This is a genomic window from Chitinophaga sp. 05T412, assembly GCF_056396465.1.
The window spans coordinates 38,013-56,147 of record NZ_JBFTLN010000019.1 but is presented as its reverse complement, the minus strand read 5'-3'; the positions used below and the strand labels follow the sequence as shown (position 1 = coordinate 56,147).

18 protein-coding genes and 1 tRNA gene are annotated in these 18,135 nt (G+C 45.0%); 13 read left to right on the top strand and 6 right to left on the bottom strand.

Features of this window, described 5'->3' with window-relative positions; genetic code table 11:
- Window positions 1–32 precede the first annotated feature (32 nt).
- Both gatA and AC1DFM_RS30690 read left to right on the top strand, forming a co-directional pair.
- Window positions 33–1,478, top strand: a complete 1,446-nt coding sequence (gene gatA / locus AC1DFM_RS30695) for an Asp-tRNA(Asn)/Glu-tRNA(Gln) amidotransferase subunit GatA (RefSeq protein WP_477080609.1) — start codon at window positions 33–35, stop codon at window positions 1,476–1,478.
- Between the two features lie 10 nt (window positions 1,479–1,488).
- Complete coding sequence (locus AC1DFM_RS30690; RefSeq protein ID WP_477080608.1) at window positions 1,489–2,772, top strand: lytic transglycosylase domain-containing protein; 1,284 nt, start codon at window positions 1,489–1,491, stop codon at window positions 2,770–2,772.
- 79 nt (window positions 2,773–2,851) lie between these two features.
- Here the strand turns inward: AC1DFM_RS30690 and AC1DFM_RS30685 are convergent, their stop codons facing one another.
- From AC1DFM_RS30685 to gap, 3 genes are all read right to left on the bottom strand, one after another.
- Window positions 2,852–4,270 carry a cation:proton antiporter domain-containing protein gene (locus AC1DFM_RS30685; protein WP_477080607.1) on the bottom strand — a complete coding sequence of 473 codons (1,419 nt, stop codon included), beginning with the start codon at window positions 4,268–4,270 and terminating at the stop codon, window positions 2,852–2,854.
- A 148-nt stretch (window positions 4,271–4,418) separates the two neighbouring features.
- Window positions 4,419–5,612: a phosphoglycerate kinase gene (locus AC1DFM_RS30680; RefSeq protein WP_477080606.1), complete on the bottom strand. Its 1,194-nt coding sequence runs from the start codon at window positions 5,610–5,612 to the stop codon at window positions 4,419–4,421.
- 167 nt (window positions 5,613–5,779) lie between these two features.
- Window positions 5,780–6,796 (bottom strand): type I glyceraldehyde-3-phosphate dehydrogenase, encoded by a 1,017-nt coding sequence (gene gap, locus AC1DFM_RS30675; RefSeq protein WP_477080605.1) that lies wholly within the window; start codon window positions 6,794–6,796, stop codon window positions 5,780–5,782.
- A 143-nt stretch (window positions 6,797–6,939) separates the two neighbouring features.
- On the opposite strand from gap, the gene AC1DFM_RS30670 reads away from it, so the two are divergent.
- The 3 genes from AC1DFM_RS30670 to AC1DFM_RS30660 all read left to right on the top strand — a co-directional run bounded on the left by AC1DFM_RS30670 (window position 6,940) and on the right by AC1DFM_RS30660 (window position 8,065).
- Window positions 6,940–7,011 (top strand) — tRNA-Glu (locus AC1DFM_RS30670).
- Between the two features lie 80 nt (window positions 7,012–7,091).
- Window positions 7,092–7,400, top strand: coding sequence for a hypothetical protein (locus AC1DFM_RS30665; RefSeq protein WP_477080604.1), 309 nt, complete (start codon window positions 7,092–7,094; stop codon window positions 7,398–7,400).
- A 194-nt stretch (window positions 7,401–7,594) separates the two neighbouring features.
- Complete coding sequence (locus AC1DFM_RS30660; RefSeq protein WP_477080603.1) at window positions 7,595–8,065, top strand: hypothetical protein; 471 nt, start codon at window positions 7,595–7,597, stop codon at window positions 8,063–8,065.
- Window positions 8,066–8,156: 91 nt separating this feature from the next.
- On the opposite strand, the gene AC1DFM_RS30655 is transcribed toward AC1DFM_RS30660, so the two are convergent.
- Together AC1DFM_RS30655 and AC1DFM_RS30650 are read right to left on the bottom strand one after the other, a co-directional pair.
- Window positions 8,157–9,287: an FAD-dependent monooxygenase gene (locus AC1DFM_RS30655; protein WP_477080602.1), complete on the bottom strand. Its 1,131-nt coding sequence runs from the start codon at window positions 9,285–9,287 to the stop codon at window positions 8,157–8,159.
- A 66-nt stretch (window positions 9,288–9,353) separates the two neighbouring features.
- Window positions 9,354–9,923, bottom strand: a complete 570-nt coding sequence (locus tag AC1DFM_RS30650; protein WP_477080601.1) for a Crp/Fnr family transcriptional regulator — start codon at window positions 9,921–9,923, stop codon at window positions 9,354–9,356.
- Window positions 9,924–10,061: 138 nt separating this feature from the next.
- On the opposite strand from AC1DFM_RS30650, the gene AC1DFM_RS30645 reads away from it, so the two are divergent.
- Genes AC1DFM_RS30645 through AC1DFM_RS30625 form a run of 5 tightly spaced genes read left to right on the top strand, consistent with a single transcriptional unit; the run spans window position 10,062 to window position 13,829 of the window.
- The gene (locus tag AC1DFM_RS30645; RefSeq protein WP_477080600.1) at window positions 10,062–10,670 is read left to right on the top strand and encodes a Crp/Fnr family transcriptional regulator; all 609 of its coding nucleotides are present in this window, start codon (window positions 10,062–10,064) and stop codon (window positions 10,668–10,670) included.
- 57 nt (window positions 10,671–10,727) lie between these two features.
- Window positions 10,728–11,519 (top strand): sulfite exporter TauE/SafE family protein, encoded by a 792-nt coding sequence (locus AC1DFM_RS30640; RefSeq protein ID WP_477080599.1) that lies wholly within the window; start codon window positions 10,728–10,730, stop codon window positions 11,517–11,519.
- Window positions 11,520–11,521: 2 nt separating this feature from the next.
- Window positions 11,522–12,082 carry a YeeE/YedE family protein gene (locus AC1DFM_RS30635; protein WP_477080598.1) on the top strand — a complete coding sequence of 187 codons (561 nt, stop codon included), beginning with the start codon at window positions 11,522–11,524 and terminating at the stop codon, window positions 12,080–12,082.
- The gene (locus AC1DFM_RS30630; protein WP_477080597.1) at window positions 12,079–12,489 is read left to right on the top strand and encodes a DUF6691 family protein; all 411 of its coding nucleotides are present in this window, start codon (window positions 12,079–12,081) and stop codon (window positions 12,487–12,489) included. The genes AC1DFM_RS30635 and AC1DFM_RS30630 overlap by 4 nt, the downstream gene beginning before the upstream one ends.
- A gap of 11 nt (window positions 12,490–12,500) precedes the next feature.
- Window positions 12,501–13,829: an MBL fold metallo-hydrolase gene (locus AC1DFM_RS30625; RefSeq protein WP_477080596.1), complete on the top strand. Its 1,329-nt coding sequence runs from the start codon at window positions 12,501–12,503 to the stop codon at window positions 13,827–13,829.
- 71 nt (window positions 13,830–13,900) lie between these two features.
- On the opposite strand, the gene AC1DFM_RS30620 is transcribed toward AC1DFM_RS30625, so the two are convergent.
- Complete coding sequence (locus tag AC1DFM_RS30620) at window positions 13,901–14,473, bottom strand: hypothetical protein (protein WP_477080595.1); 573 nt, start codon at window positions 14,471–14,473, stop codon at window positions 13,901–13,903.
- A 396-nt stretch (window positions 14,474–14,869) separates the two neighbouring features.
- Here AC1DFM_RS30620 and AC1DFM_RS30615 point away from each other — a divergent pair, with 396 nt between their 5' ends.
- From AC1DFM_RS30615 to AC1DFM_RS30605, 3 genes are read left to right on the top strand one after another with little or no spacing between them, the layout of a single operon-like run.
- A complete protein-coding gene (locus AC1DFM_RS30615; protein WP_477080594.1) occupies window positions 14,870–16,300 on the top strand; it encodes an immunoglobulin domain-containing protein in 1,431 nt (476 codons plus the stop codon).
- Window positions 16,301–16,317: 17 nt separating this feature from the next.
- A complete protein-coding gene (locus AC1DFM_RS30610; protein ID WP_477080593.1) occupies window positions 16,318–17,190 on the top strand; it encodes a hypothetical protein in 873 nt (290 codons plus the stop codon).
- 9 nt (window positions 17,191–17,199) lie between these two features.
- The gene (locus AC1DFM_RS30605) at window positions 17,200–18,135 is read left to right on the top strand and encodes a T9SS type B sorting domain-containing protein (RefSeq protein WP_477080592.1); all 936 of its coding nucleotides are present in this window, start codon (window positions 17,200–17,202) and stop codon (window positions 18,133–18,135) included.

Here is an 18,135-nt window from a genome sequence, read left to right as displayed (position 1 = left end):
CTGATTAGTTTATTTTTTTAACTGGTTTAGCCTTGTCTGAATTCAGCAGTATAATTACTTTCCAAAAAGCATTATACGCCGGCAGTACAAGCTGTACGGAAAGGGTGCGTTATTACCTGGACCGTATAGCTCAGCTAAAACATTTGAATGCCTACCTGGAAGTGTATGAAGAGGAGGCCCTGGAAAAAGCACGCGAGCTGGATACCCGCCTTAAAAACGGGGAAAAGCTAGGTGCTCTCGCGGGAGTGGTGATAGGTATTAAAGATGTAATCTGCTATAAAGGCCATAATGTAAGTGCCGCTTCCCATATACTGGAAGGGTTCACCTCGTTATTTTCTGCCACTGCAGTGGAAAGACTGCTGGCAGAAGACGCTATTATCATTGGTAATCTTAATTGCGATGAGTTTGCAATGGGATCTACCAATGAAAATTCTGCTTTCGGTCCTACGCTGAATGCCCTGGATAATACCCGTGTACCGGGTGGTTCTTCCGGAGGGTCTGCAGTAGCAGTTCAGGCAGATTTATGTCAGGTAAGCCTGGGGAGTGATACCGGTGGTTCAGTTCGCCAGCCGGCTGATTTTTGCGGTATAGTAGGCCTGAAGCCTACCTATGGCCGCATTTCGCGCTATGGCCTTATTGCATATGCGTCTTCATTTGATCAGATTGGTATTTTTGGCAAGGATATTGCCGATGTGGCAACAATTCTACAGGTGATCGCAGGACCGGATGAGTTCGATAGTACAGCATCTCAAAAGGAAGTGCCTGACTATAAGGAACATCTGGAAGACAATAAATCTTTCAAATTCGCGTATTTAAGAGATGCCCAGTACCATGATGGTCTGGACACGGAAATGAAAGAAGGCTATATTGATTTCTTTGAAAGTTTACAGTCGCTTGGTCATACCGTATCAGGAAAGAGTTTTGAATACCTTGACCATGTAGTTCCGGCCTATTATGTGCTCACTACAGCAGAAGCATCCTCCAATTTGTCCCGTTACGATGGGGTAAAATATGGACACAGAACCGACCAGAAAAACCTGGATTTGACAGAATTTTACAAAAAAAGTAGATCAGAAGGGTTTGGTAAAGAGGTAAAACGTCGTATCTTACTGGGGACTTTTGTGCTGAGTGCGGGCTATTATGACGCATATTATACTAAGGCACAACAGGTTAGGCGTCTTGTAACAGACAAACTCAATGAAATTTTAGAGGAGTACGACGCCATTTTAATGCCAACTGTGCCATCCACAGCTTTTAAATTAGGGGAAAAAACAGATGACCCCATAGCCATGTACCTGGCGGATATTTATACGGTACTGGCAAATCTGGCAGGGGTTCCGGCTATATCAGTTCCCTTGTACCGGCATTCAAATGGAATGCCATATGGTGTGCAGATCATCACAAAGAAGTTTAGCGAAGCAAACTTGTTACACATAGCCAATCAAATCATGGCTAAGGAGCAGGTTACTGTTGTTTAAAATAAATTGTATGAGAAAAATCTTTTTACTACTGCTGTTGCCAGCAACAAGTTTAGTGAGTGTGAGTGCGATGGGAGGCAATAGCAATCCTAAAGAGACGGTGTATCCGATTGGGACGCCTGATACTTCTGTGCTGAAAGTGAATCACCGGGTACATTTACCCAAGGATACCGCTATACAGGCATCTCCCACCTCTGTGGCCGTGAAAAAAGCCGCTCAAAGTCTGCCGAATGCTATTCGTAGCCCGAAAGTATACGAGCAGGTCAACAATAACCTGGTGGCTGGTTATGTAAGTAACTACGCTACCCGGTATAGTCAGCATTTACAAATCATGATTGATAAAGGCCAGCCTTATTTCACCATGATTGAAAAAGTGTTCCGTGATAACGGTATCCCTGAGGAAATGAAATACCTCGCGGTAATTGAATCCAGCTTTAACACCAATGCCCGCTCCAGAGTAGGTGCTGTAGGCGCCTGGCAATTTATGGCCGGTACTGCCCGCATCTTTGGCTTAAGCGTAGGTAAAAAAGTAGATGAAAGAAAAGATTTCTATAAATCTACTTTGGCAGCCGCTCAGTTCCTGAATCAGCTGTATGCACAGTTCGACGACTGGTTACTGGTAGTAGCAGCCTATAACTGTGGTGCAGGTGGCGTACAACGCGCTATTAACGCCAGCGGACGTAAAGACTTCTGGGGCATGCAATATTTCCTGCCTGCAGAATCACGTAACCACGTATACAAATTCATCGCTACTGGTTATATTCTTGATCGATTCAATAACTTCTTCGGTGTAAGCGACGACGTAAACCCTACTATTACAGTTAACATGCCGGCTGCGGATAATATCGCGCCAGTTGCAAGAGGTCCGTTAACAGAAGAGGAAATTTACAACACCGTTGAAATCAATGTAACCGGCAAGTATCGCCTGGAAGCAATTGCAAAGAAACTGGATATGCAGGTGGTAGAATTAGACCGCTTCAATCCTGGCTTCTCTAAAGCAATGGCCAGCCCTGAAAATAACTATGACCTGCGCATCCCGAAAGATAAGATGAAGCAGTTCATGGCAGAAAAAGACGAGATGCTGAAAGAATCTGTTCAGCTCACCCTGGACGATAAAGCAGTAGGTGTGGATAAATCTAAATTCCCACCACCAGTGAAAATGGCTGATAAGCCTGCTCCGGTTGCCAAGAAAGTATCTTCTTCCAGAAAGCATCATACAGCTTCTAAAAAGCACCACGGTACAAAGAAGCATACAGGCGCTAAAAAGAAGCATACTACTAAAAAGAAGAAATAATCACCTCCGGGTGTAAGGATATAAAAAAGAGCGTGTATCAAAGGATACACGCTCTTTTTTTATGCTATGCAGGGAATACTTACAGCGATTCTGCTATCATTACCCCTTTACGCTTTTCGCTGAAAGCTACCAGGTCCAGCAGTGGCCCTGTCATAAAGGTGGTAGCCAATGCCATCAGCACCAGCATCGCGAATATTTCGGGAGAAAGGATACCAAGATCAAAACCAATGTTGAGCACTACCAGCTCCATTAATCCACGGGTGTTCATCAGCGCACCAATGGATACAGATTGGCGCCAGTTTTGGCCCATCAGTCTGGCGGTTACCGTGCTGCCACCAAATTTACCAGCTACAGCCACCAGCATGATCATGCCGCATACCGCCCACAAATCGCCCTGGTTCAGTAACCCGATATGTGTTCTCAATCCCGTGAAAACAAAGAAAATAGGGAGTAATATCATTACGCTTACATCTTCCAGTTTATCGGTCAGTACTTTTTTGATGGGAGTGGCGGGCATGATAACACCCGACAGGAACGCGCCAAATAAGGCGTGTATGCCTATTACTTCCGCTATCCAGGCAGATATCAGCAATACAAAAAGAATCAGCGAAACAGCTGCTTTCTCTTTGCCTTTGGCCAGTTGTTTTTTGGTTACTTTACCGAGCCAGGGACGTACCACCACCAACATCACCGCTACAAATACAATGGCCAGTGCAATGGTTACTACTGCGCTGAGTAAGCCGCCTGCATTTACAATTGCTACTACTACCGCCAAAATGCACCAGGCAGTGATATCATCGGCCGCTGCGCAGGTAATGGCCATAATACCCAGCGGTGTATGGGTTAATTTTCTTTCCTGAACAATACGCGCCAGTACCGGAAAAGCGGTAATACTCATTGCAATGCCCATAAACAGCGCAAATGATAAGAAGCTAACGTTAGCAGGGGCGAAGCGGGTAAAGAGGAAATAGGCCAGCCAAACGCCCAGGAAAAAGGGCACTACAATGCTGGCATGACTAATCATTACCGCGTCATGGGCTTTATGTCTGATTTTATTAAGATCCAGCTCCATGCCCACAATGAACATGAAAAAGGCCAGCCCTATCTGGCTGAGGAATTGCAGATTTTTCAACGACTCTGCCGGAAACAGAAACGCCGAAAAGCCTGGCATTACCCAACCCAGCAAAGAGGGACCTAATAATACGCCGGCAATAATTTCACCAACCACCGCGGGTTGCCTCAACTTGTTGGCAATAATACCAAACAGCCTGGCCGTGAACATAATGGCGATGATTTGCAGCAACAACAATCCCAACGGGTGTTTGAGGTTGTCGAGGTAACGCAACCAGCTATTGGCTTCCGGCGCCGCTGCTACCGGCACTTTGGGCGTAACCGGGAGCGCGTGAACGGGAAGTGATTGTCCCTTCTGAAGGATCACCCAGATCAACGCAGCGAAAACACCGATAATGACAGGATACCAGAGAAAGCGTTTGTTCATGACAGGAATGTGTTAATGATTGGATGCAAGAAACAAAAAAAGGAGCTGAAAGCATAAAGCTGAAAGCAAAAAGCTATTGCAGCGAATGACCAGTGAGGATAATTACCCGCTATGATCATTCGCTGCAATAGCTTTTTGCTTTCAGCTATTAGGAAATTGCTGCAATACCTGGAAGTACTTTTCCTTCAAAGAACTCCAGTAGTGCGCCACCACCCGTAGATACATAACTTACTTTGTCAGCAATACCGAATTGGTTCACTGCAGCTACAGAGTCGCCGCCACCAACAAGGGAGAAGGCACCATTTGCAGTAGCAGTGACAATGGCATCCGCTACCCCTTTGGTACCACCCTGGAACTTCGCCATTTCAAATACGCCCATCGGACCGTTCCATAAAATAGTTTTGGAAGCGGCAATGGTTTCGCCAAACAGCGCTACAGACTTAGGACCTATGTCAAGGCCCATCCATCCGGCAGGGATGTTATCGTTAGAAACTTCCTGGGTGTTAGCATCTGCCGCAAATTTATCTGCAGCAATAGAATCCACCGGCAGGATCAGTTTAACATTTTTCTCCTTCGCTTTTGCCACCAGCTCATTGGCCAGGTCCAGCTTATCGTTTTCACAGAGGGAGCTACCTATTTCTTTGCCTTGTGCTTTCAGGAAGGTATAAGCCATACCACCACCAATAATGAGGTTGTTGGCGCGGTCCATCAGGGTTTCGATGATGAGGATTTTATCACTCACTTTAGCACCACCGAGGATAGCGGTGAAAGGTGCAGCTGCTTCGTTCAGTACTTTGGTGGCGCTGTTTACTTCTGCTTCCATCAGTAAGCCAAACATGCGGTTTGCAGGCGCAAAGTATTGGGCAATTACCGCAGTAGAAGCGTGTGCACGGTGAGCGGTACCAAATGCATCGTTCAAGTAAACATTGCCGAGTTTAGACAGTTGTTCCGCGAAAGAGGCATCTCCTTTTTCTTCTGCTTTGTGGAAACGCAGGTTTTCCAGCAGCAGTACTTCACCCATTTGCAGGTCAGCAGCAGCTTTTTCAGCTACAGGACCTACGCAGTCGGCCGCAAATTTCACGGTAGTGCCGCCCAGTAAGGAAATGAGGTGGTATACGAGGTGTCTTAAAGAGTATTTATCAGTAGGGCCATCTTTTGGACGACCGAGGTGTGACATCAGGATAACGGCGCCGCCATCTTTCAGGATTTTTTTGATGGTAGGTACGGCAGCACGCATGCGGGTATCATCGGTGATGTCGAAATTATCGTTCAGGGGAACATTGAAATCTACGCGAACAAGGGCTTTGCGGCCATTGAAGTTATAATCGGAGAATTTACTCATAAGAATCTATTTAAGATAACGAGAAAGGTACATCATTAAAAAACCGCGATACCAACAGCACAAAGCGAGTGTACAACCAAAAAAAGAATCTGGCCAACTGCTGTTATGGTGTAGTCCCGCGGAGATTTAAAGACTCCCCCGCTATTGCGGAGGAGTGCTTCATATAATTATTTGCTGATCAGACCGGCGAAGTACTTTACAGTACGTACCAGCTGAGATACATAGCTCATTTCGTTATCGTACCAGGAAACGGTTTTAACCATTTGGTGCTCACCAACAGTGATTACTTTGGTTTGAGTAGCATCAAACAGGGAGCCGTAGTGGATACCGATTACATCGGAGCTTACGATTTCATCTTCTGTATAACCGAAAGATTCGTTAGCCGCAGCTTTCATCGCAGCATTCACTTCATCAACAGTTACTTTTTTATTGAGGATGGTAGTCAGTTCAGTTAAGGAACCAGTGATGGTTGGAACACGTTGTGCGCTACCGTCCAGTTTACCTTTCAGTTCAGGCAGTACCAGTCCGATTGCTTTTGCAGCACCGGTGCTGTTAGGAACGATGTTAGCAGCAGCAGCACGTGCACGGCGCAGGTCACCTTTTGGATGTGGAGCATCCAGGGTGTTCTGGTCGTTAGTGTAAGCGTGTACAGTGGTCATTAAGCCGGAAGCAATACCGTAGGTATCTTGCAGCACTTTTGCCATAGGAGCCAGGCAGTTAGTGGTGCAGGAAGCGCAGGAGATAACGGTTTCGCTACCATCCAGCAGTTGGTGGTTAACGTTGAAAACGATCGTTTTCAGATCACCTGTAGCAGGAGCGGAGATAACAACACGTTTAGCACCAGCAGTAATGTGAGCAGCAGCTTTATCCCTGTCAGCAAAGAAACCGGTACATTCGATTACTACATCGATGTCGTGCTCTTTCCATGGAATTTGAGACGGATCTCTCTGTGCATATATCTTCACATCTTCACCGTTCACATTGATTGCGTTTTCAGAATGCTTAACGTCTGCATCGAATCTACCCTGAGCTGAATCATATTTCAGCAAATGCGCCAGCACGTTAGGGCTGGTGAGGTCATTGATAGCTACCACATCAATGCCGGGCATTTTGTAAATCTGGCGGTATACCAAACGGCCAATACGACCGAAACCATTAATACCAATTTTGAGAGTAGTTCCCATTTTACATCGTGATTTGAGTATGAAAAAATCGAGAGCGAATTTACAACCAATACCTTTAGTAATCAATAGAAATTTAGGTTATCAAAAATTTATTTTGGAAATATAAAATAACGTCCTACATTTGCAATCCCAAAACGATACATGCCGCGTTGGTCAAGGGGTTAAGACGCCTCCCTTTCACGGAGGAGTCACGGGTTCGATTCCCGTACGTGGTACGAAGAAAAAGGTCGCTGATTACAGCGACCTTTTTTTATGCATCTAATGTCTCCCTTTACAAACTGATTACCCCCCGCTTATGAAACACGTTCCCGTAGTTATTGAACGATTTACGCATTCATCGCAACCTGGATTCGTGGAATGCTCTTTTGTGGATGCCTGGAATAAAACGCATGTATTTGAAGATAAGGTCCCCATCTTCACCACGCAAGACCTCTATGAAGACAGTATTTATCCGCAATCAGGCGTTATTGCCTGCGAAATACTGAAAGAATGGAGAGACGCGGATAACCGCAAAATCATTACGATTACTACTGAACAGCCCTATGGAATAGATTCTAAAGACGGGTTATATGAATTTGATCCGTTAAGTGAACAGGTCATGTAGGATAATTTTCTCATCTTTTGCACCCCCTGAGCAGAGGAAATCTCATGAAGATAGCGGCTGAAATCATAGCCTGACGCTTGTTTACTATTCGGGTTAAATAGTTTATATTAGGATATCACCTATGGTTATTTGACACCGCTCATCGGCCATGACAACAAATCCTGCTACCATGGCTGGCAAAATGCAAACTTTAAATGATGACTAGAATTCATATACTACTCCTGATTGTGCTGTGTTGCAGTAACGGCTGTAACGAACAAAGTGGCCAATCAAAAGGAAACGTTCACCTGGTTCAAAATGCTGGTATGGATATCCATGAAATTAAGTCGATTGAAATTGTTAGTGCCGGAGGGGAACTCGGATATACCTCCCGTTTATTCGTGTCTGCTGATTCAATTTATTATAGCGTTCAAGTGGCAGTAGATTCAACAAAGAATGCTGCGCATAGTATGAAAAATACCCCCGAAGATTGGCTGGCTGTTGTGAAAGGAATTGATTTGCCTGATTTTAGAAAGGCTGTTGATGGCGCAAGCAGGCAACCTGTGGATGGGATTGACACCAGGATCAGCATAACGACGAAGGCAGGAAACATTACAAGAATGAATGCCGAAGAGAACAAAACATGGAGCTACATTCTTGAACAGGTAAAGAAATATTATAAATGAATATTGTCAGGTGAAATCTTTGCCTGCGGCAAAAGCCGCTACTATCTCCTCCTGAAATCTATTACCATAGTTATGCCCAATCCTGGTTATCTCAGGATACCCTGTTTAATTCAAAAATCTTCCCTAATCGCTTATTGTTCGCGGATGCGGGTGTTGATTTCAGTAGCGTATTACGGAGGGCGATCGCTAACGGATTATGCCAGTGAGCTATCTTGCCTATCTTCCAGCTGGTATCTACTATATATCTGGCCTTTGCCATGCGAATAGCGGGATAGCGCCGGAATGCCTCGCGAATGGAATAATTTTTTTTCAATAATGCACCGATTACATAAGCATCTTCAATCGCCTGGCAGGCGCCCTGTCCTAAATTCGGAGTGGTAGCATGTGCAGCGTCGCCAACAAGACATACACCTTCCATATCCCATTTGGAGATAGGCGCCAGGTCAAATAAGCCGGCCGCAATCCATTTATCCCTGGGAGTGGCTTGTACCAGCTGCTTTGCCAACGGATGGAAGTCATGTAGAAAAACGAGAGGATCTACACCGGGTTGTATCAGTGCCATATCGGCCAGCAAGTACCAGTATACTTGTTTTTCATTGAGTTTTACGAATCCGAATCGTTTGCCTTTTCCCCATAATTCATTCAGCTCATGATGATATGGTTGTGGCAAATCAAAATCTACTACTCCCCGCCAGCAGAACTGTTTGCCATCGCGGATTTCACTTTCACCAAACAGTTGTTGGCGTACCACAGAGCGAATACCATCTGCGCCTATTACATTTTCAGTGTCAGTAAAGGCGCCATCTTCAAATTCAAGCGTAAAACGGTTCTGGTGGCGAATGATCTGTTTTAATTTTTTACCTAAGGAAATATTTTCCATACCAATTGCATTGGAAAGGAAGTGATGTAAATCGGCCCGGTGCACCGCAATATTGTGAAGATGAAACTTGTTTTCAAAAGGCAGAAGCGAAGAAGCGGATAGTACCTGCAAATCAGGCCGGGTAATGTTTAAAACAGAAATCCTGTTGCCCAGTTGTGCAATACCTTCGTGCACACCCAGATGCCGATATACCTGCATGGCATTATTAGCGAGGATAATACCTGCACCCACTGCTTTCAATTCCGGTGCAGATTCGTAGACTTTAAAAGGGATATTAACTGCTTTAAGCGCCAGGGCTGTGGTTAGCCCGCCAATTCCGGCGCCAATGATGGCTATTTCCATGATCTGTTCAACTTTGATGATGATGCAAAGTTGGTACTTCAGGAGGCTTAAAAACGTTCACTAAAGTTAATTAATGATCCTTTTCCTGATCCGGCTGAGCGATTGCGGTGTAATGCCCAGATAACTGGAGATGTATTTCTGGGGGATTTTGCGCATGACTTCAGGCGATCTCATTAAAAGATTTTGATACCGTTGCTCCGGATTGTAAAACAGCAGATCTGTGATGCGGCGCTTGGCTTCCAGGAAAACGATATCCGCCATTTGTTTGCCAAATTTCAACCAGAAAATATCGCTTTCCATCAAATGTTCCAGTGCTGTTTTTTCAAAGATTAATACTTCACAGTCCAGTAATGCTTCTATAATAAATTCGGATTTATGGCCGGTAATGAAGCTTTCATAGTCGCCGAAAAAGTCGCCGTTCACCTGTAGCAGAAAGCTGATGTCTTCGCCGTTGTCATTGATGCAATACGTTCTGACAGCGCCATTGATGATGTAGCCCAGCCAATTGCAGGGAGTACGGCCATCGAATATCGTGGTATTCTTTTTAAAGACTTTTGTTTCCGTAATCGACAGGAATTCGTGGAAACGAACTTTGTCTAATGATAGCTTTGCTGCAAGATCCTGTTCATCAAGCATTTTTTTTTGCTAAAGATAGCCGATTTAAAATTATGCTAAGGGGAATGGAATGAAGCACAGCAACCGCCGTTTGAACCACATCTCCCGAAAGTATATATACCCGGAAAGCAGTTATGGAAATAGGGTTACCTTTATTGTATGAAATTCTTTGGACCCATTTTAGAAGAAGCTGTGCAAGCCAACAGTCAGTATACGAAGCTGGCGGCAGATACAGTGCTGGTGCAATCCAATAGCTATATCCGCGCTATACCGCTGGTGCTATCCGGTAGTATGCGGGTGATGCGGGAAGATGAAGATGGCAGAGAAATACTGTTGTACTATATTAAACCCGGTGAAAGCTGCATTATGTCTTTTCTGGCCGGTATCCACGACGATACCAGTAAAGTAAGACTGATTGTAGAAGAAGATGCAGAAGTGCTGATGTTGCCCATAGAAAAGGCCAGCGAATGGATTAAAGTATACCCGGAATGGACGGATTTCATCTTCAAATTGTATCACAAACGTTTTGAAGAACTGCTGGATGTGGTGAATGCCGTGGCTTTTCAGAAGCTGGATGATCGCATTGTGGAATTGCTGAAGAAGAAAGCGCATGTTTATCAATCGAAAGAATTTAATATCACGCATCAACAACTGGCGGAAGAATTGGGCACTACGCGGGAAGTGGTATCCCGGCTGCTCAAACAAATGGAAAAGCAGCAACTGATCAGCCTTTCGAGGAATAAGATCGTTTTAAATTTCCCTCTGTAACATAAGTCACCGAACTCCTCCTGCATAGCTTTTACTTTTGTGCTATAAAACAGCAACGTGGAAGTAATTGGCTACATCGCATCCGTATTTATTGGCTTGTCGTTAGGACTGGTAGGAGGAGGGGGCTCTATTTTAACGGTGCCCATTTTAGTATACTTCTTTCATATTGACCCATTAATAGCCACCACTTATTCTCTTTTTATTGTGGGTCTCACCAGTGCGGTGGGGGCGGGTAGTCATTTCCGGAAGGGGAATGTGGATCTTAAAATCGCGTTGATTTTTGGATTGCCTTCACTGGCAGCTGTATTTGTAATGCGCAAATGGGTGATGCCGGCTATCCCTGAGCATTTGCTGCAGATAGGTGATATGGTGCTTACCAAATCTGTTTTGCTGATGCTGGTATTTGCGATACTGATGGTGTTTGCAGCGGTAGCCATGATGGGTAAGCGTAAAAGTGTTGCCGCTACTACTGCTCCGGTCAGCTATCCCAGGCTGATCGTACAAAGTGTAGCCGTTGGTTTGATTACCGGGTTTGTAGGTGTAGGCGGTGGTTTTCTCATTATTCCTTCGCTTGTTTTATTTGGTGGCTTATCTATGAAAAAAGCGGTGGGCACATCGCTGATGGTGATGACCATCAGTTCCCTGTTAGGTATGCTGGGAGATATCAGCAGACAGGTTGCTTTCGACTACTTGTTTTTAATATACTTTTCCCTGTTTGCCGTAGCGGGTATTATTGGAGGAAGTTACTTAACCAAATATGCCAATGATGCCAAGCTGAAGCCGGTTTTCGGATGGTTTGTACTGGTAATGGGCATCTTTATTTTAATCAGCACTTTATATAATCAATAGCAATGGATGTAATTACACAACCTTGGCCCTGGTATATTGCGGGGCCACTTATTGGACTTACTGTTCCTGCCTTGTTACTACTGGGAAATAAGTCATTCGGGATATCGTCGGTACTCCGGCATACCTGCGCTGCGTGTATACCAGCGAATATCAAATTTTTCCGGTACGATTGGAAGAAGGAAACCTGGAATTTGTTTTTTGCGCTGGGTATTATACTCGGTGGCTTTATGGCTACTTATGCTTTATCGGTGCCGGGACCAGTGGATATCAATCCGCAAACGGTTAGCTTATTACAGCAATACGGTGTGAAAGATTTCAGCGGCGTGTTGCCGCAGGATATATTCAACTTTGGGCAACTCTTTACGCTGCGCGGGTTTGCGCTGATGGTAGTGGGCGGTTTCCTGGTAGGTTTCGGTACCCGTTATGCGGGCGGATGTACTTCCGGACATGCTATCATGGGTATTTCTTCTTTGCAGTGGCCGTCGCTGGTAGCTACTTGTTGCTTTATGATTGGCGGCTTTATTACCAGCTGGTATCTTTTACCTTTTTTATTACAACTATGAGAAATATAAAATTTTTAATAGCGGGGTTGTTGTTTGGTATTATCCTCGTTAAGTCCCAGGTAGCTTCCTGGTTCCGTATTCAGGAGATGTTTCATTTGCAATCGTTTCACATGTACGGTGTCATCGGGAGTGCGATTATAGTGGGTATGATTTCTATACAGGTGATCAAACGTTTTCAGATAAAAACGATCAACAAGGAAGCGATTACCATACCTGATAAAAAGTTTCACTGGGGAAACGTATACGGTGGATTAATTTTTGGCGTGGGCTGGGCTATTACCGGCGCTTGCCCCGGCCCTTTACTGGCGCAGGTTGGCAGTGGATTCTTTGTTGTCGGGATTACTTTATTAAGTGCCATTGCCGGTACCTGGGTGTATGGATTAATACGTGAAAAGTTACCTCATTAAATATATGATGTATGAAGATTAAACAGTTTGAAGATATTGGATTGGCACAGTATGGCTATGCTATCAGTAGTGAACACAGTATGGTATTGATAGATCCTGCCAGAGACATGGCGCCGTACCTGGCCCATGCAGCGGAAGAACAGGCCACTATCGTGGGAGTGATAGAAACACATCCACATGCAGATTTTGTAAGCAGTCATCTGGCGTTACATCAACAGACTGGTGCTACTATTTATTGTTCCCGGTTGGTAGGCGCTGGTTATCCACATGACTCGTTTGACGATGGTGATGAAATTGTGTTGGGTAATATCAAACTTAAAGCCGTGAATACACCGGGACATTCTCCGGATAGTATCAGTATTGTGTTGGAAGAAGATGGGCGTAATAAGGCGGTATTTACCGGAGATACGCTGTTCGTGGGGGATTGCGGCAGACCGGATCTTCGTGAGAACGTGGGTAACATCACTGCAGCGCGAACCGAACTGGCGAAGCAAATGTATGATTCGCTGCATAATAAGCTGTTACTATTAGAAGACGACGTGTTGGTGTATCCGGCGCATGGGGCAGGTACTTTGTGTGGTAAATCTCTCGGAAAAGAAAAACACAGCACCATTGGTATAGAGAAAGTAAATAACTGGTCGCTGCAGGAAATGAGTGTAGACGTGTTCGTTAGTGCCTTAACCGAAGGGCAGCCATTTATTCCTGCATATTTCCCCTATGATGTGGACCTGAATAAACGGGGTGCGGAGGATATGGTGCGCTCCATCGGGAAGGTGCCACGTGGTCCGCAAGGAGCATTGGGTAAAAATATAGTAGTGATAGATACCAGAACAGCAGCGGCTTTCAAGCAGCATCATTTACCGGGTGCTTTGAATCTGCAAAGTGGTGGTAAGTTTGAAACATGGCTGGGTAGCATCATTTCGCCGGGTGAGCCTTTCTATTTGGTAGCTGCCAATAATGAGATATTGGAGGCGTTAATTATCCGGACTGCTAAAATTGGCTATGAGGATTTTATTGCGAACGCTTTTGTTTTTGAAGATGGAAAAGAAAGCAGTACGCCAATAGATGTGGAGGACTTTGCCACCACACTATCCGATTATACTATTGTGGATGTAAGGAATAACAACGAAGTGAAGGAGCATCGGTACTTTGAACAGGCATTAGCCATTCCGTTGCCTGAATTAAGACAAAGAGTAGCGGAAATTCCGCTGGATAAGCCGATAGTAGTGCATTGTGCGGGCGGTTACCGGAGTGCCGCTGGAAGTAGTATTATTCAGGCGGCACTAGGTAGTAATGTAAAAGTTTTTGATCTGGGAGAAAGTATTAAACGATTTCAGTAGATAAAAAAGGGCCTTCTATGATTGGGGATAATGATGGACAAGAGAGAAGGCCCCTAATGTTGAGGAAAGCCCTATTCCGGGGAACTCACATTCAGCAGTCTGAATTCGCCTTTTACCTGTATATGCTCCACAGAGGGACCACAGCTGTTAGACTCATATAACGTTGCCGTGAAGGTACCTTCTACATATCCTCCTGTGCCCTTAAATACGTCGAAAGGCTTTCCTATTTTGACGATAGTAACCTCGCCATCTGTGTACTTGAAAGTACCATGCTGGCAATCTGGTGTATAAGTGTTGATGTAGTCTTTACCCTTAGGGCCACTAAGGAAGCTAACTTCAGCCTGGCCAGCCTGGCCGGCATTGCCCATCTTAAAGGTGCCGGTTTGTTTGCCATTAAATATGATTGATATGCCCGACTTGTCTTTCGAGTATCCGGAAGTAGCACTTGTTTTATTTTCCGTGTTTGTATAGGCAGAATTACCACCTGCTGTATAAGGGTTGCCATCTACTGTCCAGGTGATGGAGCTTTCGTCTTTAAAAACCTGAGGTACCGCTGGTTTCGCCGGTTCATCTTTTTCGCATGCTCCTGTAAAAACTGTGAGCAGCAATAAAAAACCATAATGGATGAGAGAAATCTTTTTCATAATGCAGTCATTTAGAGCACTAAATAAGTACATCTTTCAGAGGTAAAAATGGATGGTAGATAGTCGCAGGGCTTTGATCGGTACTCTACCTATGGAGGAGATAAATGCCGTTTGTCGATGAAGCAGCTTTAGGTAAATCCCGTTGCTTAATATCATGCCAGATTTTTGCGGAAAAGGGCCTTGAATAAGTGTTTTTATTAAATAATATTTTATAATAATGTATATTTTATTTTATATAAAATAATTGCCAATTCCTGTTCACTCCTGTGCATTTTTTGTTCATTTTTTGGGCTTATTCATTTTGTTCATTACCGCCTGCACACTGCCATGGTGCTGATTATTCGGCTACATTAGTCATACCGAACCGAATTTCCCAATTAGTGACCAAGTATCCTTATGCGATTCCCTGTGAATGCCTTGAATGCAGTTATCATCGGAATATTACCCAGACAAAACAGGGGTACAGGGTATGCTATTTTACTCACTATACTTTCTTTTATCTTTTTATCTTCTACTGCAATTGCACAAAGTGGTTGCCCGGTTCCTCAAATCAGGAAATACGCATCCGGACAAAGAACAGAAACCATACTTGGAAGCACATCGAATGATGCGAGTGCGGTAGACGGCAATCCTGCTACTCAGTCTACCTTAAGTGCGATCGCCCTGCTAGGCGCTTCTTATGCCAGGCAGTATCTCAATTTTGACGCCACCGTGGCAGCAGGGACCCAGGTAAGTGTGAAAATTTCCTACCCCACTAATCTGGTGGGAGTTGGCACCGCAGTGATCGTACAACCTTTTATTTATGATAGTCATCATGCGGAAAAAGCAGTAGGTGTTGCTTATTCAACAAGCGCACTGCTGTCGCTTGTCAGCGGTTCCGGTGATATGGAAGTGATGCTTACACCAAAGGATGCATCCGGAAACCCCGTGGCCTACGATGGCGTATGGGTAACCCTTACCGGTGTATTATCTCTTGGCGTAAGCATGGGTATTTACGATGCCTGGTTCATGCAAAACGCACCTTCCAACATCAACTGCTATCAACCCATAGATGTGCTGGCAGGTATTCGTGCGGGACAACTCGCCTTATTAAATGCTACCGGAAGTGTGGATAATAGATGGCTCGCGATTGATAACGATCCCACACTTTCTACTTATGCCCAATTGAATACGGGGGTAAAAGTATTAAGCGAAGTATTTGAAACAGTAGTATTCAATACCACCGCTAAACCCGGCGATTCGGTATACATTGTATTACAGGATGCAGGCGCCGCACTGCTGGATTTAAACCTCCTCACCGGCTTTGCTATTCAACCCATGCTTGGCAATACGCTTGTAGGCAGTCCTATCACCAATACCGGTACTTTCCTCAATTTGCGGCTGCTGGGTGGCCCCGGACAGAAATATGTATTGTCAGCAGCCATTCCTGTTGCCTTTGATCGCATCGATATAAAACTCGGCGGACTGGTAGGTGCACTCAGCGCCTTAAGAGTGTATGACGTAAGAATAGTGGCGCCCGTACCTACTATACAACTACAGCTGAATAGCATCCCTAATCCCGGTCCCATCTGCATCAACGATGTAGGCAAAATAAAATTTACCGTAACAAATCCAGATGCCTGTGCAGTGTACAACTGGTATAAATCAGATGGTACGCTGCTGCTGGGAAATAGTTTGACGTTTACGCCAACCATCACCACTGCAGGTACCTATACTTATTATGTAGAAGCCATCAGAGGCGGATGCAACGGAAATGTGAGTAATCGTGTGCCCGTTACCGTTACTGTGGCGCCTCGTCCCGGATCACCTTTATTAACAATACAATAAAATAAAACCCTTGACATATGAAAAATGCTACATTCGGAATGCGCCGTTTTTTACTGATCCCTGTTACCTGTTTACTCATGGTATTATTTGCGATGAGTACCACACAAGTAAATGCACAAACCATCAAATTACCATCAGATTTATCTGTTGGTAACGATCCCAAACAAGGGACTTCTACCAGTACGGGTACTACATTGTTTTGTGCCAGTTCATCCAATTTTACATTGAAGTCAACTACTGCTGATAACAGTGTTACACCTGCAGTAAACTATACTTCCTGGAACTGGCAGGAACTGGATGGCACTGGAACGGCAGGCGCTTTGCTTCCAGGAGCGGTTCCCACTAATGAAAAGTTGGCAGTTACCAACGCTACACCAGGATGGCATACCTATCAGGTGACTGCCTCCACTGGTACGGCAGGCTGTCCGGCTGATCCCGTGCTCTTTACGGTATTTGTATTACCTGATCTGGCCGTTACTTCTACCATCGATGCATCTACTCCTTCGCTGACGTATTGCGCGGCTAATGGTGCACCAACAGGAACCAGTGCCATTACCCTGAAGAGCGACGTGGCATTCAAGGATGCACTGAGAACGATTACTGGTCTTAAAGCATTGACCATAGCCAATTTTGATCTTACTTATGTTTGGACAAAAACAGATCTGGCTACCAATGCGACAACAACCGTAGGTACTAACGCTGCCACCTATACGTTGGACGACGTAGCTACCAGCACCGGTGGCGTTGAGAAAAAGTACAAATACAGTGTAAAGGTGGCTTACACCGTGAAAGACTGTGGTAATTTTACGGCCATCTCTCAGTTCAATGGCTCCGATGCTACTATCACAGTTACGCCTAAACCAGGTGCACCAACTATTACCATCGAGTAATAAACTCATATGCGGGGGAAAGTATCTGTCATTATCCTGATCCTGAGCTGGTGGACGGCTGTAGCCATGGCGCAGTCGCCACCGGTCAGGTATATCATGCCCGGTCAGCAGGTGAAACTCACGGCCAATCCGGTGAATGCCCCCCGGTACCAATGGTACCGGGATGGCATCGCCATCACTGGTGCGTTTTTGCCGGACTACACCACTGCTACACCCGGCAGATATACCGTGGAAGTATATAACGGAGAAGGATGTGTTTCCGACTTATCCCAACCGGTCATCATTGCAGAAATCACCAGCCGGGGACCAGATGCAGATATGCAGATCAACAAAACCGCCGATAATGGTTCGTTTAAACTCAATAGCACCTTCAATTACTATTTGACCGTTGTTAACAATGGTCCTGCTAATGCTACCGGAATTACTGTCACCGACAAACTACCCCGGCAGGTAGCGCTGGACCTATTGTCTGTTCCTACTATAGGTGCTGCTACCTATCAACCACAGGATCATACGGTATTGTGGAAAATGAATGGCTTAGCAGTAGGACAAACGGCTTCGCTGGCCATCCGGGTGAAAGTGCTGGAAACCGGACAAATTACGAATACCGCAACAGTGGCTGCCGTGGAACAGGATAATGTACTATCCAACAATAGCAGCGCCCATCAGCTGTTAATAATGCCTTTGCACATTCCTAACGCCATTACGCCCAATGGCGACGGAGTGAATGATGTTTTTGTGATCAGTGGCTTAGAACAATATCCGGAAAATGAGTTAACGATTCTGAATCGTTGGGGTAATCATGTATTTGAACAGAAAGGATATACACAAAACTGGAGTGGTAAAGGATTGAATCAAGGGACCTATTTCTACCTGCTACGTGTTAAAGATGGAAATGGCCGCTGGCAGGAGTTTAAAGGTTATATCACGTTGTTAAAACCATAA